General features: G+C 59.8%; 19 protein-coding genes. 13 read left to right on the top strand and 6 right to left on the bottom strand.

The window, feature by feature from the left end; all coding sequences use genetic code 11:
* Positions 1 to 4: 4 nt before the first annotated feature.
* Genes B9Z41_RS02505 through B9Z41_RS02495 form a run of 3 tightly spaced genes read left to right on the top strand, consistent with a single transcriptional unit; the run spans position 5 to position 4,313 of the window.
* The gene (locus tag B9Z41_RS02505; RefSeq protein WP_199172916.1) at positions 5 to 2,860 is read left to right on the top strand and encodes a circularly permuted type 2 ATP-grasp protein; all 2,856 of its coding nucleotides are present in this window, start codon (positions 5 to 7) and stop codon (positions 2,858 to 2,860) included.
* Positions 2,861 to 2,862: 2 nt separating this feature from the next.
* Positions 2,863 to 3,837, top strand: a complete 975-nt coding sequence (locus B9Z41_RS02500; RefSeq protein WP_100144637.1) for a transglutaminase family protein — start codon at positions 2,863 to 2,865, stop codon at positions 3,835 to 3,837.
* A 20-nt stretch (positions 3,838 to 3,857) separates the two neighbouring features.
* Positions 3,858 to 4,313, top strand: a complete 456-nt coding sequence (locus tag B9Z41_RS02495; RefSeq protein ID WP_100144635.1) for a RidA family protein — start codon at positions 3,858 to 3,860, stop codon at positions 4,311 to 4,313.
* A gap of 26 nt (positions 4,314 to 4,339) precedes the next feature.
* On the opposite strand, the gene B9Z41_RS02490 is transcribed toward B9Z41_RS02495, so the two are convergent.
* Entirely contained in the window at positions 4,340 to 5,326 is a 987-nt protein-coding gene (locus B9Z41_RS02490; protein ID WP_100144633.1) for an AEC family transporter, read from the bottom strand.
* Positions 5,327 to 5,438: 112 nt separating this feature from the next.
* Entirely contained in the window at positions 5,439 to 5,609 is a 171-nt protein-coding gene (locus B9Z41_RS17015; RefSeq protein WP_158236122.1) for a hypothetical protein, read from the bottom strand.
* 255 nt (positions 5,610 to 5,864) lie between these two features.
* On the opposite strand from B9Z41_RS17015, the gene B9Z41_RS02480 reads away from it, so the two are divergent.
* Positions 5,865 to 7,382, top strand: coding sequence for a glycosyltransferase family 39 protein (locus B9Z41_RS02480; RefSeq protein WP_143474136.1), 1,518 nt, complete (start codon positions 5,865 to 5,867; stop codon positions 7,380 to 7,382).
* A gap of 46 nt (positions 7,383 to 7,428) precedes the next feature.
* On the opposite strand, the gene B9Z41_RS02475 is transcribed toward B9Z41_RS02480, so the two are convergent.
* From B9Z41_RS02475 to B9Z41_RS02465, 3 genes are all read right to left on the bottom strand, one after another.
* Entirely contained in the window at positions 7,429 to 8,571 is a 1,143-nt protein-coding gene (locus tag B9Z41_RS02475) for a branched-chain amino acid ABC transporter substrate-binding protein (RefSeq protein WP_100144627.1), read from the bottom strand.
* A 63-nt stretch (positions 8,572 to 8,634) separates the two neighbouring features.
* Positions 8,635 to 9,078: a DNA polymerase III subunit chi gene (locus B9Z41_RS02470; protein WP_100144625.1), complete on the bottom strand. Its 444-nt coding sequence runs from the start codon at positions 9,076 to 9,078 to the stop codon at positions 8,635 to 8,637.
* A complete protein-coding gene (locus B9Z41_RS02465; protein WP_100144622.1) occupies positions 9,075 to 10,592 on the bottom strand; it encodes a leucyl aminopeptidase in 1,518 nt (505 codons plus the stop codon). The genes B9Z41_RS02470 and B9Z41_RS02465 overlap by 4 nt, the downstream gene beginning before the upstream one ends.
* A 23-nt stretch (positions 10,593 to 10,615) precedes the next feature.
* Between B9Z41_RS02465 and lptF the strand changes: the two genes are divergently transcribed.
* The 9 genes from lptF to B9Z41_RS02420 all read left to right on the top strand — a co-directional run bounded on the left by lptF (position 10,616) and on the right by B9Z41_RS02420 (position 21,711).
* Complete coding sequence (gene lptF, locus B9Z41_RS02460) at positions 10,616 to 11,719, top strand: LPS export ABC transporter permease LptF (RefSeq protein ID WP_100144620.1); 1,104 nt, start codon at positions 10,616 to 10,618, stop codon at positions 11,717 to 11,719.
* Positions 11,716 to 12,816: an LPS export ABC transporter permease LptG gene (gene lptG, locus B9Z41_RS02455; protein ID WP_100144618.1), complete on the top strand. Its 1,101-nt coding sequence runs from the start codon at positions 11,716 to 11,718 to the stop codon at positions 12,814 to 12,816. The genes lptF and lptG overlap by 4 nt, the downstream gene beginning before the upstream one ends.
* A gap of 15 nt (positions 12,817 to 12,831) precedes the next feature.
* Positions 12,832 to 13,206 (top strand): sirohydrochlorin chelatase, encoded by a 375-nt coding sequence (locus B9Z41_RS02450; RefSeq protein WP_100144616.1) that lies wholly within the window; start codon positions 12,832 to 12,834, stop codon positions 13,204 to 13,206.
* A 58-nt stretch (positions 13,207 to 13,264) separates the two neighbouring features.
* The gene (locus B9Z41_RS02445; RefSeq protein ID WP_100144614.1) at positions 13,265 to 14,206 is read left to right on the top strand and encodes a CysB family HTH-type transcriptional regulator; all 942 of its coding nucleotides are present in this window, start codon (positions 13,265 to 13,267) and stop codon (positions 14,204 to 14,206) included.
* 10 nt (positions 14,207 to 14,216) lie between these two features.
* Positions 14,217 to 15,380, top strand: coding sequence for a pyridoxal phosphate-dependent aminotransferase (locus tag B9Z41_RS02440; protein ID WP_100144612.1), 1,164 nt, complete (start codon positions 14,217 to 14,219; stop codon positions 15,378 to 15,380).
* 4 nt (positions 15,381 to 15,384) lie between these two features.
* Entirely contained in the window at positions 15,385 to 16,329 is a 945-nt protein-coding gene (locus B9Z41_RS02435; RefSeq protein ID WP_100144610.1) for a cyanophycinase, read from the top strand.
* A gap of 8 nt (positions 16,330 to 16,337) precedes the next feature.
* Entirely contained in the window at positions 16,338 to 17,225 is an 888-nt protein-coding gene (locus B9Z41_RS02430) for a DMT family transporter (RefSeq protein ID WP_100144608.1), read from the top strand.
* A gap of 121 nt (positions 17,226 to 17,346) precedes the next feature.
* The gene (arsA, locus tag B9Z41_RS02425) at positions 17,347 to 19,116 is read left to right on the top strand and encodes an arsenical pump-driving ATPase (protein WP_100144606.1); all 1,770 of its coding nucleotides are present in this window, start codon (positions 17,347 to 17,349) and stop codon (positions 19,114 to 19,116) included.
* A 15-nt stretch (positions 19,117 to 19,131) separates the two neighbouring features.
* A complete protein-coding gene (locus tag B9Z41_RS02420; RefSeq protein ID WP_100144604.1) occupies positions 19,132 to 21,711 on the top strand; it encodes a cation-translocating P-type ATPase in 2,580 nt (859 codons plus the stop codon).
* Here B9Z41_RS02420 and B9Z41_RS02415 read toward each other — a convergent pair.
* Positions 21,696 to 24,053 carry a bifunctional diguanylate cyclase/phosphodiesterase gene (locus B9Z41_RS02415; RefSeq protein WP_143474135.1) on the bottom strand — a complete coding sequence of 786 codons (2,358 nt, stop codon included), beginning with the start codon at positions 24,051 to 24,053 and terminating at the stop codon, positions 21,696 to 21,698. The genes B9Z41_RS02420 and B9Z41_RS02415 overlap by 16 nt on opposite strands.
* Between the last annotated feature and the right edge of the window lie 4 nt (positions 24,054 to 24,057).

The following is a 24,057-nucleotide window of genomic DNA, read 5'->3' as shown; positions in this document are numbered from 1 at the left end:
CACTGTGGAGACACCCCAAACGCAAACCGCCAAGCCCTCACCCCCAACAGCCTTGGCTGATGTGGTGAGCGCTTTGTCACACCACGCAGACCAGGGGCACTTCGACGAGCTGCTGGGCACGAGCAGTCAATCTGTCCAAGAACCCGCGCCCCCTGTCTCGCAAACGCAAACCCCAACGTCATCCCTGGCCCACGCAGCGGGGCAATTTCAGTCGCAGTCGCAGTCGCAGTCGCAGTCGCAATCGCAGTCCCAGTCACTCAGCCCTCTCCTTGGTCGAGGTATCAGCACCCCTGCGGCCACCCTGCCTCAGCCCTCTCAAGCATTGGCAGCACCCTGGCGAACATTCTTCGACCACTTGGGGCAAGTCGGCCTAGACGACCTCGACCGACGCACGCAAACGCTGGCCCGCCAGGTGCGCGACAACGGCATCACTTACAACGTTTACGCCAACCAAGGCGGTCCTCAGCGGCCATGGGCCGTTGACCTGTTCCCACTCATCCTCACGCCACAAAGCTGGCAGCAGATTGACACCGGTGTTCAGCAACGCGCACGCCTGTTGGAGCGTGTGATGGCCGACGTGTACGGCCCGCAGCAACTGATTCGCCAAGCCATGATCCCGCCCGCTCTGGTGCAAGGTCACCCCGGCTATTTGCGCGCCATGCATGGCATCCAACCGGTCGGTGGCACGCACCTGCACATTGCCGCGTTTGACTTGGCGCGCGGGCCCGACGGTCAATGGGCCGTGGTGTCGCAGCGCACGCAAGCGCCTTCGGGGCTGGGCTATTTGCTGGAAAACCGCTTGCTCATTTCACGCCAATTTCCGCAAGCGTTTGAAACCATGAACGTGCAGCGCTTAGCGGCCACGTACCGGGTGTGGATCGAGTCCCTCAAGCAACACAGTCCCGCAGGTGCCCAAGCCCATGTGGCACTGCTCACCCCCGGGCCTTACAACGAAACCTATTTCGAACATGCCTACCTGGCGCGCTACTTGGGCCTGACCTTGGTCGAGGGCAGTGACTTAACTGTGCGCGACGAGCGCTTGTACCTGCGCACCTTGCGTGGCTTAGAGCCCGTGCATGTGTTGCTCAAACGCCTGGACGACGAATTTTTAGATCCGCTCGAATTGCGTGCCGACTCCACCTTGGGCATTCCGGGTTTGCTACAGGCCGTGCGTGCAGGCCATGTGGTCGTGGCCAACACACCCGGCTCAGCCTTCTTGGAGTCACCCGCGCTGATGGGCTTTTTGCCCGCCTTGAGCCAAACCCTGCTTGGCGAAACCTTGCAACTGCCGGCCTTGGACACCTGGTGGTGCGGCGAACGCGCGGCCTTGTCGTCGGTGCTGCCGCAACTCGACCAAATGGTCATCAAGCCCACCTACCCTGGGTCTGAGAGTCATGGCAGTTTTGACGCGACCCTGGGGCGCTCACTCACCGAATCTCAGCGTGACGAATGGGTGGGCCGCATCACGCGCCAGCCGGACCGTCACACCCTGCAAGCGTATGTGCCCCTGTCGCAAATGCCAACTTGGAAAAACGCACAAGAAGGCATCGTCGCCCGCTCGGTCATGCTGCGCGTCTTTGCGCTGCGCAGCGGCCCCGACAGCTGGCGTGTCTTGCCCGGTGGTTTAGCGCGCATTGCGGCACCGCATGCCGAAATTGCGTCCATGCAGCGCGGGGGCAGCAGTGCGGATGTCTGGGTACAAACCGATGCCGATGTGGATCGCAGTACCTTGCTGGTCAAGAGCACCAGCTCCGTGAACTTCACGCATCGGCCACGCGTGGTCACCAGCCGCGCCGCAGAAAACCTGTATTGGTTAGGCCGCTACACCGAGCGCAGTGAGAACATGGTGCGCTTGGTGCGCTTGTGCCTGGAAGCATTGAACGGTGAAGACCCCACCTCACGCAGTCTGTGGTCCTGGTTGCAGCTGCTCACCCAGCGTCAGGGCTTGATCCCTGTGGGCGTTCCGTCCGCCCCCACCGGCACCGCCGACGACGCCAGTGCATCAACACCCAACATGGCCACACGGCGGCGCGTTTTCGAACGCACCTTGATCGCCTGCCTGGACCAAGACGAACACACCACCAGCGTGGGTTACAACTTGCGCGCTGTGCATCAAGCCGCGTCCTCGCTGCGTGAACGCTTGTCCCCCGAACACTGGAATGCCATCGTGCATTGCGTCGAACAATTCAGTGCCGACTGCAAACACACCCTGTCTCGGCCCGAGTTTTCAGCCATTCAAGCCTTGCAGGCGCTCGAAGCCGCCAGCGCCACGCTGGCCGCCATCACAGGTGCACAAACCGACCGCATGACACGCGACGACGGTTGGCAACTGCTCAGTATTGGCAGGCACGTAGAGCGCTTGGGCTTTTTATCCGCAGCCCTGGATCTAGCGGTCGAGGTGGGCGCTTTTGATCTGCCCAAAGAAGACACGGCCACGGGCCCCTTGCTCAGCACCACCCTAGACAACAGCTCACACTTCACCGCATTGCTGGCCTTGTTTGACAGCACCATCACCTTCCAATCCCAATACCAGCAAAGCCGTGAACTCGCGCCGTTGGTCGAGTTGCTGATGCAAGACAACGACAACCCACGCTCGCTCGCTTGGGTGACACGCTCACTGCGTGCGCGCTTGTCCAAATTGGCCGGCACCCCCATGGGGCAACCCGATGCATTGGCAAAGCTGGTGCCAGATGTGCAACACACTGAGCTCGATACCCTGTGTCAACGCGATGCCCAAGGTCACTTGCCCCAACTTCGCGCTTACTTGTTGGCCTGCGTACAAGCTGCCTGGCAAGTGTCTGATGCCATCTCAGGGCAGTACTTCAGCCACACCCAAGACAGCGACAGTGTGGGAGCTTGACCATGTTTTTGCACGTCCTACACACCACCACCTACCACTACGCACCGCAAGTAGAAACCGCCCAGCACATGGCGCATTTGTTGCCGCGCAACCTTCCCTCGCAAACGGTACGCAATGCGGCCTTGCAAATTGCGCCAGCGCCTGCCGCACGCAGCGATCACACCGATGTGTTTGGCAACCTGCGCAGCTTCTTTTCATTGCCCGTGGCACACAGCACACTGCACATGGAAGCCAGCAGCTTGGTGCAAACCCACGCCACACCGTTTGACTTGAACCAAGTGGCACAAACGCCCAGCTGGGAAAAAGTGCGAGACCACTTTGTCTATCACGCAGGCGCAGCTTGGGTTGCTGCCAACGAATTTGTGTTCGCTTCGCCCTACGTCACCCCGCATGCCGAGTTCGCTGAATTTGCACGCGCCAGCTTCACCCCCCAGCGACCGGTGTTGGCTGCGGCCTGCGATTTGATGACGCGCATTCATCAAGAGTTTGAATACGCCAGCGCCAGCACCGATGTGAACACCCCCGCACGCGAGGCCTTGGCCAAGCGCCAGGGCGTCTGCCAAGACTTTGCGCACATTCTGCTGTGCTGCTTGCGCACCCAAGGTTTGGCAGCGCGTTATGTGAGCGGCTATTTGCTGACCGAGCCACCCGCTGGACAACCCCGCCTGATTGGCAGTGATGCCTCGCATGCCTGGGTGTCTGTCTATGTGCCCGATGTGGTGGACGACACACTCACCACCCAAGGCCAATGGTTTGACCTCGACCCCACCAACGACCGCTGGGGCTTGAACTCACCGGGCGAAGACTATGTCAGCCTGGCGTTCGGACGCGACTTTGGCGATGTCTCCCCCGTACGTGGCGTGATCCACGGTGGCGCCAGCCACACCTTAGAAGTGGGCGTCACCGTGTTCCCCATCGACGGTCTTGCCATCGAATCGGCCCCGCTGCTGTCTGAGCCTTCTAAAATTTCGACTTGAAATTTTTTTAGGACCACACCGTGAACATTTACGACCGCCTGCAAGCCCTCCACATCACCCTGCCCCCCGTGGCTGTGCCTGCGGCAGCCTATGTACCGTTTGTGCAAAGCGGCAACATGGTGTTCTTGAGCGGCCACATCGCCAAGCAAGACGGCAAAGCCTGGGTCGGACAACTGGGCCTCAACATGACCACCGAACAAGCCAAGGCCGCCGCACGCGCGGTCGCCATCGACTTGCTGGGCACCTTGCACGCGGCAGTGGGCGACTTGAACAAAGTGCAACGCATTGTGAAAGTCATGAGCTTGGTCAACTCCACGCCCGACTACACCGAACAGCACTTGGTGACCAACGGTTGCAGCGAGCTGATTGGCGAAGTCTTTGGCGACAGAGGTGCCCACGCGCGCAGCGCCTTTGGCGTAGCCCAACTGCCCATGGGTGCCTGCGTGGAAATTGAATTGATTGCTGAACTGGCTTGAGCCTTATCCCGCCCGTTCTTAAGGCATCAATTCACCCAACTCAACACCCAAGGCACCGTGACAATCGCCAACAAGGTCGATAGCGCGACTGCCGCTGGCACTGCATCCTCACCCACGGCGTAGCGTTGGGAAAACAAAAACACATTGGCACCAATGGGCATGGAGGCTGCGCTCACCATCACCGCCAGTGCCAAGCCTGTCACGCCAAAAGCCCAGCCAAGTAGCAGCACCAGCAAGGGGTGGCCCAGGTTCTTGAGCAAGGCCAAACTGGTGGCCACCCACAAGGGCCGCATGGCCTTTGATCGGCTCTGTCCGGCCCAAGATTGACGCACGTCATGCAACACCCCGGCCAAGGTGATGCCGACCAGTAGCAAGGCCAAAGGCCCAAAGGTGCTGCCCATCCACTGAATCGGTTTGTCCAACACCTCGGGCATCACCCAACCCAGTTGACCCCAAGCCAGCCCCAGCAAGATGGGCAATGGCACCGGATGAATCACCGCATTGCGCACAGCCACGGCAATGGTCATCAGCGGATGGCGCTGGGCTGAATCTACCGTGGGGTCCAAGGCAGCTTCACGCGCCAGCACCAACTCCAACACCACGGTGGCCAAGGTCAGCATGACCAGTGCATGTAAAGAAATCAGGGTGAACAAATACACCAAGCCAGGCGGGCCATACATCAACCCGATCAAGGGAATGCCCAGCATGACGGTGTTGCTGAAGGTGGCCGCCAAGGCCAGCACAGTGGCGCGGCGGTTCCAACCCAAGCTCAAGAACAGCACAGCGAATAAGCCAATCGCCCCTACAAAGTACATGGCCACGGGCTGCACATCCAACTGGTCCAGATGAACCTGACTCATGGTGCGAAACAACAAGGCGGGTGCCAAGACCATGAACGCGAGGTTAGAGATTTCTTTGGCCCCGTCTGAGCTGACCCAACCACGCACCCCGACCCAAAAGCCAATGGCGATCAACAAGACCACCGGGGCCAAAGAACTGAGCACAAACAACATGAGGCTATAAAAAGCGCTGTGCGCTCAGATAAAAAAGCGATTATCCCAACGAAACGGGCCCACCAAGGGGCCCGTTGTAGGTGTGTCTGTCTGCGACAGACAAAGTGACGACTTAAGCTTTCACAGCCCTAAAGCCAGAGTAAATGCGTGAGGCCGGGCGGCTGCGTTGCTCCGCCTCTTGCGCCAATTGCGCACGGATGCGGTCAAAGGTGGCTTTGATCCCAGACTTCTCGGGGGGAACGAATTTGAAGCGACGCTCCAGCGCCACATCAGGGGGATCCATTTGAAATACTGACTTATCCAATTGCAGGCTCCTCAGAACTTGATCAGCAAACAACGCATGACGGCAAGATTTGGTGGACACATGAAATGAAAAAAACATAAAAAAATCGTAAGTGATTGATTTTTATAGCCTCAGCACGTGGATGTCTGCTTGGCACCAGCCAAGACTTCTATAATTTTTTCACTCTGAAAGCCCCTTCTGTCACTGTCACCCCCTCCCCTTTCTACCGTCTCTCCCCCCCGATTCACAACCGGTGTGGGCCTTGTTCTTGGCCTGCACGTGCTGGCATGGGTGCTGGCGCATGGCATCTCAGACACCAACCTGGACGGCTATGCCGACATGCTGGAGAACTTTGCCTGGGGGCAAAACTGGGCCTGGGGCAGCGCCAAACACCCACCTTTGTTTGCCTGGGTCACAGGGGCATGGTTTGCCGTTTTCCCCCACCTAGATGCGGCGTACCACCTGTTGTCTTATCTCAACGTGGCGCTGGGACTGTTCGGCGTTTACCGTTTGGCTCAGGCCATCGAGCGCCCTGAGTTGGCATTGCCTGCGGTGCTGCTGCTGTGCCTGGCTTTTCCGTACAGCACCTTGGCGGTCAAGTTCAACGCCAATGCCATCTTGCTCAGTGCCTGGCCTTGGGTGGTCTTGGCCTGGGTGCGTTGCGTCGCCAGCACGGGACGGGCAGGTGTGCTGTGGTCACTGGCGCTGGGGGTACTGAGTGCGCTGGCAATGCTCGGCAAGTATTACAGCGGCGTGTTTTTGCTGGCCATTTTCATGAGCTCGCTCGCCTCTGCCAACGGACGTCGTTGGTTTGCCACTTACAAACCTTGGCTCACCCTGGGCGTGTTTGTGTTGTGTCTGACCCCTCACCTGCTGTGGCTTCAGGCGCACGACTGGGTCACCCTGCGCTATGTCGGCGAACAAGGCAGTGACGACGGTGTGAGCTGGGGCATGGTGCTTAAATTTGCGTTGGCCCCTGCGGCCTACTGGCTGCTGCCCTGGCTGTTGTGCGCTTGGGTGTACGCCCCCAACAACCTGAGCTTGTGGCAAAGGTTGCGTGGCTGGCCACAGCGTTTGCTGCGCAGTTGGCAACCACAAGGCTGGGGTGACACTTTGTTTTGGGTCGCGATTCTGCCCTGGGCCATCACCTTGGTGTTTGGCATCACAGGTTTTGTCGAGCTGTCCATGCCCTGGGCCATTCCCATCGGCTATGGGTTTTCGTTGTTGTGGTTGCGCAACCTGAGCCTCGGCAATGTTCAAGACCCTAGCGCCAAACTCACCAAAGTTTTCATGGTCTGGTGTGCCTTGGTGGTGCTGGTCAGCCCTTGGTACGCCTGGCACCAAGCCCAAAACGGCACCCCCAACCACTACCTGCCACGGCGCGAAGCCGCGCAAGCATTGCTGGCCACTTGGCATGAACGCTACCCTGACCAAGCCCTGCGTTGGGTAGGGGGGCAATGGGCTGAGAACGCCCTGCTCGCCTTTTATGGCAATCCTGCCTTGCGGGTGGTGCCCGGTGTGCCCGATCAGTTTCCTGCCACTGTCACGCCTTTGCCCCACTGGCAGCAACAAGCAGGTTTGTTGCTGTGTCCCTTGGGCCCGGTCGACAAGCCAGAATCCAGCAGCTGCGAACAAGACATGCGCGCCTGGCTGAGCGCACAAGGACAAACGCCTGAAGCGATTGAGTTGACGGTGGCCAGCCAGGGCTTGCGCTTTCCGCTGCACAAGCCCTTTGCCTACATCGCGTTCGCCTACCTGCCGCCCAAGCCATAAAAAACCACCCGAAGGTGGTTCTTCTCATGGGCGTTGCCATCAAGGCTTAACGCACCACGGCAATTTGATCGCGCTTGCCCGCCTTGTAGGTGTACAGCGTGAGCGCACCGTTCTTGATGTCGCCTTTGGCATCAAAGGCAATGGTGCCCGTCACGCCCTTGTAGCCCGCAGTCTTGGACAGCTCAGGCAAGTACTTGGTGGGGTCGGTGGACTTGGCGCGTTGCATGGCGTCCACCATCACATTGACCGCGTCATACACATAGGGCGCGTACAGCTTCACGTCGTCGTTGAAGCGTTTTTTGTACTTCACACCAAAATCTTCCATGCCTTTCTTCAAGGCACCATCCACACCACCTGCTTCGGCACAAATCACTTGGCCATCGGCCATGGCGTCGCCCGCGAGCTTGACCAACTCGGTGGTGCAAATGCCGTCGCCCCCCATGAACTTGGCAGCAATGCCCAGCGACTTCATTTGCTTGAGCATCGGCCCGCCCACGGCGTCCATGCCGCCAAAAAACACAATGTCAGGCTTCTTACCTTTGATCGTGGTCAAGATGGGCATGAAGTCGGTGGCTTTGTCGGTGGTGAACTCGTGGCCCACCAAATTGCCGCCTGCGGCCTTGACGGCTTTTTCAAACTCTTCGGCCACGCCTTGGCCATAGGCCGTGCGGTCGTCGATCACCGCAATCGATTTGCCTTTGAGTTCTTTCACCGCATAGCGCCCGAGGGTGCCGCCCAGATGCACGTCATCGGCCACCACACGGAATGCCGTTTTGTAGCCCTGGCGGGTGTACTTGGGGTTGGTGGCAGAAGGCGAGATTTGCGGGATGCCCGCATCGCTGTAAATCTTGGATGCAGGAATCGTGGTGCCTGAGTTCAAGTGCCCCACCACCCCAGACACTTTGGCATCCACCAACTTCTGCGCAGCGGCTGTGCCTTGCTTGGGATCGGACGCGTCGTCTTCAGCCAGCAACTCAAATTTGATTTTCTTGCCGCCAATGCTCACGCCTTTGGCGTTGAGTTCTTCCACCGCCAAGCGGGCACCGTTCTCGTTGTCTTTGCCCAAGTGCGCAATCGCGCCGCTGACGGGCCCGACATGGCCAATTTTGACCACTTGTTCTTGTGCAAACGCCAAGCCACTGAGTGCGGCCAAACTGGCGATCAACGTGAGTTTGAAAGGGGTGCGCATGGAAAACTCCTTATGGATAAAACGAGGACGAGAAAATCATAACTTTCGAGCAACGCGAACAACTCATGCGTTCTCTCGCAACTTCAAATCATGCCGTGTGATGGCGTAGCCCCGGTCGGCGTAGTGCTTCCAACGTTGACGTGCGTTCTGTCGGTCTTGCTCATCCAGGGTCACCACCTCGATGGTGCGCTCGAAGCGCTCATAACCCGGCATCACGGCATCGCTCAAGTTGAGCAACACCTGGTGATGCGGCAAAGCCTCGTTGCCGTCGATTTGCGCAGCCAACACAATGGGCGACACCATGCGCTGCTCCAGCGGGCTGTCGGCACGGCAATGCGGCAAAAACTCCAACGCAGAAAAGGTCCACAGCAGCGTGTCCAAGGTTTGCAAACTGGTTTCATCGCCCGTCACCACCACCTTGGCTCCGCTGGCCACAGCTTTGCGCAACAAGCGGCAGGCATAGGCCAGCTTGTCGGGCGCATTGAAGTGAAAAGCAATTTCGGTCATGCCTGACGTGCAGGTGCGCGACGACGAACCACGGGTTTGGCGGGGACGGTCGCGGCCCGGCCTTTGGCGGCGGGCACCACGCTCAAGAGGTAATGCAACAACAAGCCCACAGGGCGACCCGTGGCCCCTTTGGCCGCGCCGCTCTTCCAAGCCGAGCCCGCAATGTCCAAGTGCGCCCAGGGGTAGTCTTTGGCAAAACGCTGCAAGAACTTGGCGGCAGTGATGGCCCCGCCATCACGCCCACCGACGTTGGCCACGTCGGCAAAGTTGGACTTCAGGCCCTCGGCGTATTCGTCGTCCAGGGGCAAACGCCAGCAAGGGTCTAACGCCGCTTCGCCCGCCGCTTGCAGCGCATGAGCCAATTCATCAGAAGCCGAGAACAAACCGCTGCGCACATGGCCGAGCGACACCACACACGCCCCGGTCAAAGTGGCAATGTCAATCACCGCACGGGGCTTGAAGCGCGTGGCATAGGTCAAGGCGTCGCACAAGATCAAGCGGCCTTCGGCATCGGTGTTCAACACCTCAATGGTTTGCCCGCTCATGCTGGTCACCACATCACCGGGCTTCAACGCCAGACCATCGGGCATGTTCTCGCAGGTGGGTATCAAGCCCACCACGTTGATGGCAGGTTGCAACTGCGCCAAAGCTTCGAAGGTGCCCAACACGCTGGCAGCGCCACACATGTCGAACTTCATCTCGTCCATGCCTGCGGCGGGCTTGATGGAAATACCCCCCGTGTCAAACGTGATGCCCTTGCCCACCAACACCGTTGGCGCTTCACTTTTGGCAGCCCCGTTGTAATGCAGCACGATGAAACGCATCGGCTCACGCGAGCCTTGTGCCACGGCAGCAAACGAGCCCATGCCCAGCTTGAGGATCTCGGCAGGCCCTAACACCTCGCAGCGCACGCGGGGCTTTTTGCCCAAAGCTTGTGCCACCTTGGCCAGCATGCTCGGCGTGGCATGGTTGGCTGGACGATTGCCCCATTCTTTGGCCAGTGCCACACCCGCCACTTGAGCGCAGGCATGGTCAAAGTCAGCCTTGGCGGCTTTGGTTTGGCTGGCGCTGGGCAAACCCAACACCACGCGTTTCAACACACTGGCTTTGGCCGTGGGCTTGGTAGCGGTGTAGACATAACTGGCATCGGCCACGGCTTGGGTGGCCGCATGCAGGCGCTGCTGAGTGGCATCCTCTAGGCAAATAGCCAAACTTTTGGGCGCTATTGACTTGAGCGCGTTCACCGCCGCCGTGACCGCTTGACGCACGTGGCGTGCATGGCCCTCGCCAATGGAGACCAACAACACACGCCCAGCACTCACGCCGTCGGCACGCCAAACACTCAACATCTTGGCCGGGCTGGCGTCCAAGTCACCGCTCTTGCGGGCTTCAACAATCAGTTGCGACAGCGTGTCACGTCCGGGCTTGAACGTGGCCGATACCAGCACAATCAGCGCATCGGTTTTCAGCACGGCTGCTGCGGTCAAATCCAGCGTCTTAAGTTCAAAGTTCATAATTGCGTCTTTCTTTCGCTCTGATGTTATTCCATTCCTCCCTCCGTAAAGAGCTGGCTCGCAGCTTCGGCGCCACCTCGGTGGTGTTGGTCACGATCGTCATGACCATGATGCTGATCCGCACCCTGGGCCAAGCCTCGCAAGGCAGCGTCAACCCCTCAGAAGTGAGTCTGGTCATGGGCTACACCATGCTCGGTCACCTGCCCACCGTGTTGACCATGAGCTTGTTCATTGCCACCGTGGGCACGCTCTCTCGCTTGTACCTCGACAGCGAAATGGTGATTTGGCTGGCCAGCGGCAAAGGCTTGCGCGCCTTTCTCTCGCCCGTGTTGCACTTTGCCTGGCCCATGTTGGTGACCGTGGCTGTGCTGGTGCTCTTGGTGTGGCCTTGGTCAAACAGCCAAATCAGTGAGCTGCGCGAACGTTTTGAGCGCCGGGGCGATTTAGAACGGGTATCGCCTGGTTTGTTTCAAGAGTCATCCAGTGGCCAACGTGTGTTCTTTGTGGACAAAGACAGCGTGGAAAACAAAAAAGGCAAAAACGTTTTCATCTCCTCGACAGACCACGGAAAACAAGCCATGACCTCGGCCCAAGGCGGACAAATTGAACTGATTGATGGCGAGCGCTTCTTGATGCTCGACAGGGGCCAGCGTGTCGAGCAAACCGTGGGCGAACCCGACCTGAAGATCAGCGAATTCAAAGTCTATGGCTCACGCATTGGCAAAGACGTCAAAGTGGCCGCCGATGCGCCACCCAAGGCGCTCAGCACGCTGCGCTTGATTCAACAACCCATCCCCTCCTACCTGGGCGAGCTCTCATGGCGCTTGGGCATGGCATTGGCCGCCATCAATCTCTTGGTGGTCGCCTTGGCCGTGACCAGCGCCAACCCACGTGTGGGACGAGGCGGTAACTTGGCGTTGGCCTTGTTCATCTTTGTGGTCTATTACAACTTCATCAACTTGGGCCAAAGCTGGATCGGTGCGGGCAAAGTTCAGTGGGTTCCCTACGTGCTTGGCTTGCACGGCGGCATGCTGTGCCTGAGCTTGATGTGGCTGAACATTCGCCACAACAACTGGAGCTGGCGACAGCTGCTGGGCCCACGTCGCCGCCAAGAGGCGAGCGCATGAAAACATTGCGCCGACTCATTTATGGCGAGGTGCTGGTGGCGGTGGCATTTGTCACGCTCAGCTTCTTGGCCTTGTTCTTCTTCTTCGACTTTGTGGATGAACTCCAAGGGGTGGGCAGCAACAACGGAGGCTACCAACTCAAACATGCGTTCATCTATGTGCTGCTGTTGGTGCCCAGCCACTTGTACGAGTTGTTGCCCATCTCGGTGTTGATTGGCACCATCTTTGTCATGGCCCGGTTAGCACAAAGCTCCGAGTTCACCATCCTGCGCACCAGCGGCCTAGGCCCAAGCTTGGCGCTGCGCAACCTCATGGGCCTGGGGCTGGCTTTTGTGGTGTTGACCTTTGTGGTGGGTGACTATGTATCGCCCTTGTGCGACCGCTACGGCCAATTGCTCAAGTCCCGCTACATGGGGCAAATCAGCGTCGGCCAAACCGGGGCTTGGTTGCGCGAGCGCCAAGCAGATCGCAGCTTTGCCGTGAATGTGCAAACTCTCACACCAGACGGCAACCCCAGCGGCATCCGCATTTTTGAATTCGACAAAGACGGCCAATGGACTGGCTTGATCCGCGCCAAATTGGGCATCTTGACCAACGATGACGCCTGGGTCTTGCAACACGTCGAACGCGACAGCCTGACGCGCCAAGGCACGGCCTCCAACTTGGTTCGCAGCAGCACACAAGAACAAACGTGGCCCACGGGCATCACCTCCGAAATGGTGTCGGTGGCCCTGCTCAAGCCCGACCGCATGGGCACCATCGACCTGTTCCAGTACATCCGCCACCTCAGCGCCAACGGCCAAGCCACCCAGCGCTTTGAAATCGAGTTCTGGAAAAAAGTGTTCTACCCCTTGAGCTGCCTGGTCATGGTGGTGCTCGCCCTGCCCTTTGCCTACTTGCATTTCCGCAGCGGCAACATCGCCAGCCATGTCTTTGGCGGCGTGCTGGCTGGCATCAGCTTTTTCTTGCTCAACAACGTCTTCAGCTACATCGGCAACCTCAACAGCTGGGCCCCGTGGTTCGCTGCGGCGGCACCCGGCATGCTGTACTCCGTCGCCTCACTCGCCGCCTTCGGTTGGCTGGTGGTGCGCCAATAAACACCCCTACACACCATGCACGCCATTCTTCTTTTTGCCCACGGCTCACGCGACCCCTTGTGGCACCAGCCCATCCAGGCCGTGGCAGCGCGCATTGCGCAACGCGCACCCCACATCGCTGTGCGCTGCGCTTACCTGGAACTCACCGAGCCCAGCTTGGCCCAGGCCGCAGCCGAGGTGGTGGCCCAAGGCGCGACCAGCCTGAGCGTGCTGCCCTTGTTTTTGGGCGTTGGCAAACACGCCCGCGAAGACTTGCCTGTGCTCATGCAAGCACTGCGACAAGCCCATCCCGAAATGCAGATTGACTGCCAGCCCGCCGTGGGCGAACAAGCCGCCTTACTCGATTTGTTGGCTGATATCGCGCTGGGTCACACCCAGACTCCCGAATAAAGAACGGGCCGGTTAGATGCCCAAGGCATAATGACGCGGCAAATTCAACGCCCACGTCATGAATCTTCACCAATTTCGTTTTGTCCAAGAGGCTGTTCGCCGCAACCTCAACCTGACCGAGGTGGCCAAGGCGCTGCACACTTCACAGCCGGGCGTTTCCAAAGCCATCATTGAGCTCGAAGAAGAGTTGGGCGTTGAAATCTTCACCCGCCACGGCAAACGCCTCAAACGCGTCACCGAGCCTGGGCAACACGTGCTGCGCAGCATCGAGGTGATCTTGCGCGAAGTGGGCAACCTCAAACGCATTGGCGAACAGTTCAGCGCCGAAGACAGTGGCACCCTCTCCATCGCCACCACCCACACCCAAGCGCGTTATGTGTTGCCGGTGCCCGTGGCCAAGTTGCGCGCGGCCTACCCCAAAGTCAACATCAGTTTGCACCAGGGTGCGCCCGCGCAAGTGGCACAAATGGTGCTGGACGAAGTGGCCGAGATTGGCATTGCCACCGAATCGCTGTCGGACTACCCGGATCTCGTGACCCTGCCCTGCTACGAGTGGGAACACGTGCTGGTCATCCCCAAGGCGCACCCACTCGCCGCCAAAAGCCGCATCACCCTGGAAGACTTGGCCGCCGAGCCCATCATCACCTACCACCCCTCGTTCACGGGCCGCACCCGCATTGACAAAGCTTTTGCTGCCAAGCACCTCACCCCGCGCATCGCCCTTGAAGCGATTGATTCAGACGTGATCAAAACCTATGTGCGCTTAGGGATGGGTGTGGGCATCGTGGCAGAAATGGCGGTGCGCGACAGCACCGACGACGACTTGGTGGTGCGCCCCGGTGCCCAGCTGTTTGGCAAAAACACCGCACGCATTGCCTTCAAGCGCAGTGCTTACTTGCGCAACTTTGTCTACGACTTCGCCACCTTGCTCAGCGACCGCCTGGACCGCAACCTGATTCTCAAAGCCCTTGAAGGCCACGCCAACGACTACGACCTGTGAACTCTGACCTATGACCACACCTGTTCTTGACACCAAATTTCCCAAAGTCGGCACCACCATCTTCACCGTCATGTCGGCTCTGGCCGCAGAAAAAAATGCGGTCAACCTCGGCCAAGGTTTTCCAGACTTTGCCTGTGACCCCCAGCTGGTGGACTGTGTCACCGACGCCATGACCCAAGGCCTCAACCAGTACCCACCCATGACCGGTGTGTCCGTGTTGCGCGAAGCGATTGCCCAAAAAATTAAATCGCTCTACCACTACCGCTATGACCCGGTGAGCGAGATCACCGTCACCGCAGGCGCCACCCAAGCCATCTTGAGCGCCATCCTGGCCGTGGTGCGCGCGGGAGACGAAGTGATCGTGCTGGAGCCTTGCTACGACAGCTACATCCCCAACATCGAATTGGCCGGTGGTGTGGCCGTGCGCGTGCCACTGACACCCGGCACCTTCCGCCCCGACTTTGACAAGATCGCCACCGCCATCAGCCCCAAGACGCGCGCCATCATCGTCAACAGCCCGCATAACCCCAGCGCCACCGTGTGGACGCAAGAGGAAATGCGCCAACTCGAAGAACTCTTAAAGCCCACCCAGATCTTGCTCATCAGCGACGAGGTCTACGAGCACATGGTGTACGCACCGCGCCAACACCTGAGCGCATCAAGCTTTCCAGGCTTGGCCGAGCGCGCCTTCATCGTGTCGAGCTTTGGCAAAACATTCCACGTCACCGGCTGGAAAGTCGGCTACGTGGCCGCCCCCGCCAGCTTGAGCGCCGAATTCCGCAAGGTGCACCAGTTCAATGTGTTCACCGTCAACACCCCGGTGCAACATGGCTTGGCCGCCTACATGGCCAACCCCAAGCCCTATCTGGAGTTGCCAGCGTTTTATGCCGCCAAGCGCGACCTGTTTCGCACCGGCTTGGCCACCACCAAATTCGAGTTGCTGCCCAGCGAAGGCAGCTACTTTCAGTGCGTGCGCATTGACCAGTTGGGTGTGCCCGAGAAAAACCTCAGCGAAGCCGACTTTTGCCAATGGCTCACCAGCGAGATCGGTGTGGCGGCCATTCCCCTCTCGGCCTTCTACGCCGATGGCTTTGACCAGCGCGTGGTCCGCTTTTGCTTTGCCAAAAAGGACGAGACCTTGAAGCTGGCCTTGTCACGCCTTGCTCGGCTGTGATCGCATGACGCCGCTGCCCAGACGTGATGTATTGGCGCTGCTGCTGGGCTCGGCTGCGCTGCCACTGACCGCACAGACCATCGCCCCCAAGCGGACTGGGCGCTTGATGATCATTGGCGGCGCCGAAGACCGCAAACAAGACAGTGTCATCCTGAAGAGATTCATGGCGCTCAGTGGCGGAGTGAATGCACGCCTGAAATTCATCACCGCCGCCAGTGGTGTGCCCGATGCCACCTGGCAAAGCTACCAAGCTGCATTTGAAGCGCTGGGTGCCACACAGACAGCACAAGTTGCCATTGCCAGCCGAGATGACGCATTTCTGCCTGACATCGAACAGCAATTGCTGGAGGCTGACGGCATCTTCATGACCGGTGGCGATCAAAACCGATTGATGGCTTGTCTTTGGGAGTCGCCTGCGGCACGTGCGATCCACCGCGCGTTCCACCTCAATGGCAGCTGCATTGCGGGCACCAGCGCCGGTGCTGCCGTGATGTCGCGCCAAATGCTGGCTCAAGGCACCGCCACCCCCGTGCCTGAAAAAGACATTGTGTCCATGGACATTGGCCTTGGGTTGCTCTCGAGCGCCATCGTGGACCAACACTTTTCACAGCGCCAACGCCTGGGGCGCTTGCTCTCGGCCCTGGCCCAACGCCCCGACATGTTGGGCGTGGGCATCGACGAAAACACCGCCCTCATCATCGAGCGCGGGCAAGCCGTTGAAGTGGTCGGTCAAGGCGCAGTCACGCTGATTGATGGCCGCAAGATGCACTCGAACTTTGACGATGTGGCCACCGAAGAAAAACTCGAAATGCTCGGGCTGCAACTGCACCTGCTGCCCGCAGGCCACCGCTACGTGGTGCCTGCCAACCTGAAACAAAGCAAAAAACAACCTTCTGCCTTGTGGGAAGCCTTGCAGTTGCTGGTCACCCCCAGTCCTCTGCGCAGTTGAGGACAACCATGAACCCACACAACCGCCGCGGCATCGTCACCATGATGGCGGCCATGTTGTTCTTCGTCACCAACGACGCCTTGGTCAAACTGGTCAGCAGCCACCTGCCCACGCCGCAACTCATCTTTGTGCGCGGTGCCTTCACCACCCTGTTGCTGCTGCTCATGGTCACACTCACCGGCAGCTGGGCCCAATGGCGCAGCATGCGCACGCGCTCGGTGCCCATTCGCGCCCTGCTCGACAGCGCGGCCACCTTCACCTACCTGACCGCCTTGTTCCACTTACCCTTGGGCAACGCCACCGCCATCAACCTGGCGGCCCCCTTGTTTCTCACGCTGCTGGCGGTGGTCTTTTTGCGCGAGCGTGTGGGCGTCATGCGTTGGGCCTTCATTGTGTTGGGCTTCACCGGCGTGCTGCTGGTGGTGCAGCCCGATGCACATGGCTTGAACGCCTACGCCTTGCTGTGCGTGGTGGGCACGCTGTTTCATGCGGGGCGCGACCTGCTGACGCGCTTGGTGCCTGCGCACGTGCCCTCGCTGCTCATCACCATCTCCACCTCGGCCATGGTCACCCTGCTCTCAGGCTTGTGGACCTTGACCGCGCCTTGGCAACCCATCTCGCTGGAGCAACTGCTGCAACTCGGCGGTGCCGCCTTTTGCCTGGCCATTGCCTACCACTTGCTCACCCTGAGCATGCGCGCGGGCGACATGAGCGTGATTGGCCCCTTCCGCTACAGCGGTCTGTTGGTGGCCTTGGTGCTGGGCTATCTGTTGTGGGACGAAGCGCCCAACCTGCTGGCCTGGGGCGGCATTGCCCTGCTGGTAATGGCGGGTTTGGGCTTGCTGCACAGCCAGCGCGCGCCCAGTCGAGTGGCGCTGGATGCCGCCACCGACTGAGCTGATGCGACGAGCGCGAGGGACTTAGGCCCGTCTATTTTTCACACGCAGTTTGTGCCAGGTCATGTGCGCTTGCGGTTGATCACCGCTGTGGTGCCAATGAGGAATAGACTGATTGGCTATGACTGCACACACACTGCGCTGGCTTTCGCACCCCACACGTTTTTTGTTTTTCACTGGCAAAGGTGGCGTGGGCAAAACATCGCTGTCCACCGCCACCGCCATTCACCTGGCCGACGCAGGCCAGCGCGTGTTGCTGGTCAGCACCGACGCTGCTTCCAACCTCGATGAAATGCTGGGCGTGGCCCTCAGCAACCATCCGGTTCAAGTGCCCGGTGTTGCAGGCCTGTGGCTGGTCAACATCGACCCCGACGAGGCTGCACAAGCCTACCGACATCGGGTGGTGCAACAAATGGGGGCCAACGCCACGGACGCAGAACGCGCCACCGTGGTGGAGCAACTCTCTGGCGCTTGCACCACCGAAATTGCGTCCTTCGACGAGTTCTCCAGCCTGTTGGCCGAGGGTGCTCACGCCTACGACCATGTGGTGTTTGACACGGCTCCCAGCGGCCACACCCTGCGCCTGCTCAGCCTGCCCAAAGCCTGGAGCGGTTTTTTGGCGGGCAACGACAAAGGCGCTTCCTGCTTAGGCCCGCACTCGGGCCTGAAGATGCAAGAGGCTCGCTTCAACCAAGCCTTGGCCGCGCTGAGCAACCCGGCACTCACTTCGGTGATCTTGGTCGCCCGCGCAGAAACCAGTGCCCTGGCAGAAGCCGCCCGCACCAGCGAAGAGTTGCGCAGCCTCGGGCTCTCGCAGCAACGCCTCATCGTCAACGGGGTGTTCCATGCCAGCGTACCCGACGATGCCGTGGCACATGCGTTGGAAGCACAAGGCCAGTACGCCTTGGCCCACATGCCCGATGTGCTGCGGGGTTTGCCACGCGATGACGTGCCCTTGCGTGCCTTCGACAGCGTGGGCCTGCCCGCCTTGCGTGGCTTGCTCCGTGACACACCCAGCGCGCTGCCCACCACGCCGTGCCACGATGACACGCCGGAGCTGCCCCACATCGCTGCATTGGTGGACGAGCTGGCCGCACAAGATCACGGCCTGATCATGGTCATGGGCAAAGGCGGTGTGGGCAAAACCACCGTGGCCGCCCTGTTGGCCTTGGGCTTGTTGCACAAAGGTAAGACCGTGCACCTGAGCACCACCGACCCCGCCGCACACCTGGCCGCCACCTTGGTCGATCAAGTGCCGGGCCTCGAAATCAGCCGCATCGACCCCAAGGTCGAAACCCAAAAATACATCGACAAAATCATGGCCGCCAGAGGGCCAAGCCTGGACGACAACGAACGCGCCTTGCTGCTCGAAGACCTGCGCTCACCCTGCACCGAAGAAGTGGCTGTGTTTCACGCTTTCTCTCACATCGTGGCGCAAGCACGCAGCGGCTTTGTGGTGCTCGACACCGCACCCACAGGCCACTCGTTGCTGTTGATGGATGCCGCAGGGGCTTACCACCGCCAGATGCTCAGCGCATTTGAGAAAAAAAGTGGCAGCTCGGTCAATGTGGTCACGCCCCTCATGCGCTTGCAAGACCCGGCCTACACACGCATCGTGCTGGTGACCCTGCCTGAAGTCACCCCCGTGTCGCAAGCGGCGGCACTGCAAGAAGACTTGCGGCGCGCCCACATTGAACCCTTTGCCTGGGTGATGAACCGCTCGGTGTTAGCTGCGCATACCCACGACCCCTTGCTGCAAGCCAGGCTCTTGGGTGAACAACGGCAAATGGCACGCATGGCCGGTGGATTGTCCAAACGTTTGTTTGTGATTCCGTTTTTGACCGAACCGCCCGTCGGCATTGCCGCCTTGAAGCAGGTGCTGAACGCCTAACGCCAGCACGCCCGCATGAACCAGACCACACCCGAACTCTCAGGCCTCACCCGCCAGCAAGCGCAAGCGCGTTTGCTGCGCGATGGCCCCAACGAACTGCAAGCCGCACAGCGACGCTCCACCTGGCAACGCCTGATCGCCATGCTGCGCGAGCCTATGTTTGCCTTGCTGGTACTGGCGGCCAGCTTGTACATGCTGCTGGGAGATTTGAGCGAGGGCATCACCCTGTTCGTGTTTGTCAACGCCGTGATTGGCTTGACCTTCTACCAAGAAGGCAAATCCGAAGCGGCCATCGAGGCCTTGCGCCAACTCAGCCAACCCTTTGCACACGTCATCCGCGATGGACAGATCTGCAAAATTGCCTCGCGTGAGGTGGTAGTGGGCGACCTGCTGCAAGTCAGCGAGGGCAACCGCATTGCCGCCGACGGCTGGCTGGTGCAATCGGATCAGATGCAGGTGGACGAATCCATGCTCACCGGTGAGTCGGTGCCGGTGAACAAAGTCGCTGCGCCCTTTCATGCAGACGCAACGCCAGCCGGTCCCAGTGGTGACGACCAACCCACGGTGTTTGCCGGAACGTTTGTGGTGCGCGGACAAGGCCTGGTGCGCGTCACAGCCACCGGCATGCGTGGGCAAGTGGGGCAAATTGGCGCATCGCTGAACCAAATCGAAGACCAGAAAACGCCGCTGCAACAACAAACCGCGCGGCTGGTCAAAGTGCTGGCCTTCATCACCTTCGCGCTGTGTGTGTCGATGGTGCTCACACTGGGCTTGCGCAACGGCGCTTGGCTGCCTGCGCTGTTGTCGGGCATTGCCTTGGCCATGGCCATCCTGCCGGAAGAGTACCCGGTGGTGCTGGCCGTGTTTCCGGCCTTGGGCGCGCGCCGTCTGGCGCAAGAAGGCGTGTTGACACGGCGCATCAACGCCATCGAAACCCTGGGTGCCATCACGGTGTTGTGCACCGACAAAACCGGCACCTTGACCGAGAACCGCATGCAGGTGTCGGCCTTGGCGGTGGGGCCTGCCGCACAGCCCTTGGTGCTGAATTTGGTGGACTTGTCAGCAGCCTCAGACCCCACATTGCCCGAAGCCTTTCACGGCTTGCTAGAGCACGCCATTTTGGCCAGTGCACCGGAACCGTTTGACCCGATGGAGACGGCCTTTCATCAACTTGGCCAGCGCTTCCTCGCCACCACCGAGCACCTGCACCGTGACTGGACCTTGGTGCAAACCTATGCACTCAGCCCCGCCTTGCGCGCCATGTCGCACGTGTGGAAAGCCCAAGGCAACAAGCTACACACCGTGTCGGCCAAAGGTGCGCCCGAAGCCGTGATGAGCATGTGCCACATGCCCGCTGAACTGCAAGCCCAGTGGGCGCAGGCCATCGATGCCATGGCCTCACAAGGCTTGCGTGTGCTAGCGGTGGCCCAAGGGCGTTTTGAGGGCAACGACTGGCCAGACTCGGAGCACGACTTTGATTTTGAATGGCTGGGCCTGATTGGGCTGAGCGACCCGTTGCGTCCAGAAATTCCTCAGGCCGTGGCCGATTGCCACTCGGCCAGCATTCGCGTGATCATGATCACCGGCGACTACCCCACCACGGCGCGCATGATTGCGCAGCAAGCTGGGCTGCGCAGCGGCGACACCTTGACGGGCGACGCCATCGACGCACTCTCCGACGAAGCGCTGTGCCAAGCCATGCAAACGGTGAGCGTGTGCGCGCGCATCTCGCCGCACCAAAAGCTGCGCATCGTGCAAGCCCTCAAACGCAACGGCGACATCGTGGCCATGACGGGCGACGGTGTGAACGACGCCCCTGCCCTGCGCGCCGCCCACGTGGGCATTGCCATGGGCGCACGTGGCACCGACGTGGCGCGTGAAGCCGCTGCTTTGGTATTGGTGGACGACAACTTTGCCTCCATCGTCAAAGGCATTCGCTTAGGAAGACGCATTTTTGGCAACTTGCAAAAGTCCATGGCTTATATCTTTGCCATTCATATTCCCATCGCTTGCTTGGCCTTGGTGCCCATGCTGTTTGCGCTGCCGCCGTTGCTGCTTCCTTTGCACATCGCGTTGCTCGAACTCATCATTGACCCCTCGTGCTCCCTCGCGTTTGAAAATGAACCCGCTGAACACGATGTCATGCGCCGACCACCCCGTGACACGCTGGCCCCCTTCTTTGGCACTCGCGCAATTTTGGAATCGTTGGGTCAAGGCCTGTGTGTGGCCGTGGCCATTGGTTTGAGTTATTGGGCTGCACAAGACCTGCCAACCCCTCAGGTGCGCGCCATGGTGCTGGTCACCCTGGTGGTATCCAACGCCATGCTCATTTTGGCCAACCGCGCACAAGCCTCACGGTTTTTACAAAGCTTGCGGGTGGACAACCGGGTGGCATTGGGGGTGATGGCGGGTGCTGTGGTGCTGTTGCTGGTGGGCATCTACACCCCTGGCTTGTCCTCGGCCTTGGGCTTTGCACCCCTGCCGCTCATGCCATTGGGCAAGGCCACCTTGTTGGGCGTTGTGAGCTTGGGCGCGGTCATGGCCTTGCGGTTTGCATTTTCATGGGCCAACGCGCGGGCTCACGCCAGACCTTGAACAAACGTCTCCAGTGGCGCGGGCTTGCCATAAAAATAACCTTGGTAATGGTGGCAGCCCAATTGGGCCAATAGGTCTCGTTGCGCGGCAGTCTCCACGCCTTCGGCAATCACCGACAGGCCCAGGCTTTGGCCCAGCGCAATCACGGTGCGCACGATAGAGGTATCGCTACCCTTGACGCCCAGATCGCGCACAAACGACTGGTCAATCTTGAGTTGGTCGATGGGCATTTGCTGAAGGTAACTCAGCGACGAAAACCCAGTCCCAAAGTCATCCAGCGCAAAGCGCACGCCCAGGGCTTTCAACTGATGCATCTTGGCCACCACCCCCTGCATGTCAGAGGCCAGCGTGCTCTCCGTCAACTCCAACTTCAGGCGCTGTGGATTGGCACCCGTGCCAGCAAGAATTTCTTTCACCGTCTCCACATAATCTGGCTGCCCAAGCTCCTTGGCACTGACGTTGACCGACAGCACCCACTGGCACTTGATAGGGTCTGTCTGCCAGGACTTGATTTGGCGGCACGCAGACGACAGCATCCAGTACCCAATCGTCACAATCAGACCGTTTTGTTCTGCCACGGGGATGAACTTGGCGGGCGACACCATGCCGTGCGTCGGATGCTGCCAGCGCACCAGCAATTCGGCCCCTGTGACTTGAGCCTGCGCATCCACTTGCGCCTGGTAATACACCTGCAACTGGTCGGGCACGGCATCACGAAGCGCTTGTTCAAACGCCACCTGGGCCAGCAAGCGCTCTTGCATTTGCTGGTCATACACCACGGTTTGATTTTTGCCAGACTGCTTGGCCTCCAAAACAGCCAACTCGACTTGCTTGAGCACATCGTCGACCTTGCCATCGGCGTTGGCCTGCAACATTGTCATGCCGATTGACGCGTCGCACTGGCATGGCCCGTGTGCCAGCTCGAACGGTGCTTTGAAACTCTGGCTGACTGTGCTCGCAAAAGCAGACGCTTCATGCATGGCGACCACAGGACTGGGGTCGAGCCCTGTCATCACAAACACAAATTCATCTCCACCCACGCGTGCCAATGTGTCGTTGGCTCGCACCAGCGGCAACAACCGTTGCGCCACGGCTTGCAACAACTGATCGCCAACCTCATGCCCTTGGGTGTTGTTGAGAACGCTGAAGTTGTCCATATTGACCAACAACACCGCACTGCTGCCCTGGCTGCTCGCTTTCGCACGCATGGCCCCTGCCAAGCGCTCTTTCAAGACCCGTCGGTTCACCAACCCGGTCAGAGGGTCAAACCGTGCCAACCGTTCCAAGGCTTGGCCGACCAGCATCGTTTCGTCGTGCAACTTGGCCTCGGCCAGGTCTGTGCCGTGCCCGGAAAACGAGGCATGGTTTTTGGCGGCATCGGCCAAATCAACAATGGGCCGCACCACACGCCCAGCAATCTGCCATGTGCCCACGCCAAAGGCCGTGCCCAACAAGGCGGTCAGCAACAGCATCAAGCGGCGGTTTTCGTCAATCGGCGAGAGCGCATCCGTCGTTTTCTCGCGCACCACCACCGTCCATTTCAAATCACTGGGCGACGTTGGCGTCGAGGTGGTCTGCACCACCGACAAGAACCGATCGTCATCGACGGTCTGACGCCATTCAGTCAGGTTTTTGGACGTCTCGGTGTGGGGGCTCAGCAACCAGTCACCGCGCTGGTTGGCAATCAACACCTCCACGGGTGTTTTTTGCACCCGGTGTGCCAGCGAAGACAACACCACCTCATGCACCCAATCCCAATACAGATGCGCACCCAGCACGCCAATCGTGCGGCCGCTGTTGTTCCTGACAGGGATGGCCACATCCAAAAACCGCGAGAGCGAGCCATCTGCACCGGGCTTCAGGTACTTGGCCAACAGCTTGGCGTCGTGTGGGTCCCCCAAAAATGGACCTTGCGCACCCTGGATGAACCAGGGACGTTCAGACACATTCACCCCTTTGAGCAACCCATCGGTCGCGGCAAACACCACCCCATCAGGGCTGCTCAGTCCAATCCAAGCGTAGGTCGGCTGGCGTTGCTTGAGACTATCCAGCACTTCTTGCAAGGCGATGAAGTCTTTGATTTGGCTGGCCCCCACCAAAGAGCCAATCAAGGCCACCTCGTGCTGGCGGGTTTCCAGGCTGTCTGACAGCGTGTGGGCAATCTCACCAGCGGTCGACTGCAAGCTGTCGCGGGCAGAAGCGCTCAGACCTTCCTCCAAACGCCACTCGATCAGCCCCGTCATCACCATGCCCAATGTGATGCCAAAAATACCCATCGCCACGGCAAAGCGTGCCCTGAGGCTGCGAAATGGGGAAAACGTTTGAATGAATCTGGCTCTCACAAAA

This window comes from Limnohabitans sp. JirII-31 (assembly GCF_002778315.1).
Classification (GTDB): Bacteria; Pseudomonadota; Gammaproteobacteria; order Burkholderiales; family Burkholderiaceae_C; genus Limnohabitans.
The sequence above is the reverse complement of the archived record's forward strand: the minus strand, read 5'-3'. Positions and strand labels throughout refer to the sequence as shown.

What these genes read in the sequence shown, in the direction of transcription:
- B9Z41_RS02500 (WP_100144637.1), top strand. Translation starts at nt 2,863, where the DNA reads ATGTTTTTGCACGTCCTACACACCACCACCTACCACTACGCACCGCAA.
- B9Z41_RS02490 (WP_100144633.1), bottom strand. Translation starts at nt 5,326, where the DNA reads ATGTTGTTTGTGCTCAGTTCTTTGGCCCCGGTGGTCTTGTTGATCGCC.
- B9Z41_RS17015 (WP_158236122.1), bottom strand. Translation starts at nt 5,609, where the DNA reads ATGGATCCCCCTGATGTGGCGCTGGAGCGTCGCTTCAAATTCGTTCCC.
- B9Z41_RS02475 (WP_100144627.1), bottom strand. Translation starts at nt 8,571, where the DNA reads ATGCGCACCCCTTTCAAACTCACGTTGATCGCCAGTTTGGCCGCACTC.
- B9Z41_RS02470 (WP_100144625.1), bottom strand. Translation starts at nt 9,078, where the DNA reads ATGACCGAAATTGCTTTTCACTTCAATGCGCCCGACAAGCTGGCCTAT.
- B9Z41_RS02465 (WP_100144622.1), bottom strand. Translation starts at nt 10,592, where the DNA reads ATGAACTTTGAACTTAAGACGCTGGATTTGACCGCAGCAGCCGTGCTG.
- lptF (WP_100144620.1), top strand. Translation starts at nt 10,616, where the DNA reads ATGTTATTCCATTCCTCCCTCCGTAAAGAGCTGGCTCGCAGCTTCGGC.
- lptG (WP_100144618.1), top strand. Translation starts at nt 11,716, where the DNA reads ATGAAAACATTGCGCCGACTCATTTATGGCGAGGTGCTGGTGGCGGTG.
- B9Z41_RS02450 (WP_100144616.1), top strand. Translation starts at nt 12,832, where the DNA reads ATGCACGCCATTCTTCTTTTTGCCCACGGCTCACGCGACCCCTTGTGG.
- B9Z41_RS02445 (WP_100144614.1), top strand. Translation starts at nt 13,265, where the DNA reads ATGAATCTTCACCAATTTCGTTTTGTCCAAGAGGCTGTTCGCCGCAAC.
- B9Z41_RS02440 (WP_100144612.1), top strand. Translation starts at nt 14,217, where the DNA reads ATGACCACACCTGTTCTTGACACCAAATTTCCCAAAGTCGGCACCACC.
- B9Z41_RS02435 (WP_100144610.1), top strand. Translation starts at nt 15,385, where the DNA reads ATGACGCCGCTGCCCAGACGTGATGTATTGGCGCTGCTGCTGGGCTCG.
- B9Z41_RS02430 (WP_100144608.1), top strand. Translation starts at nt 16,338, where the DNA reads ATGAACCCACACAACCGCCGCGGCATCGTCACCATGATGGCGGCCATG.
- arsA (WP_100144606.1), top strand. Translation starts at nt 17,347, where the DNA reads ATGACTGCACACACACTGCGCTGGCTTTCGCACCCCACACGTTTTTTG.
- B9Z41_RS02420 (WP_100144604.1), top strand. Translation starts at nt 19,132, where the DNA reads ATGAACCAGACCACACCCGAACTCTCAGGCCTCACCCGCCAGCAAGCG.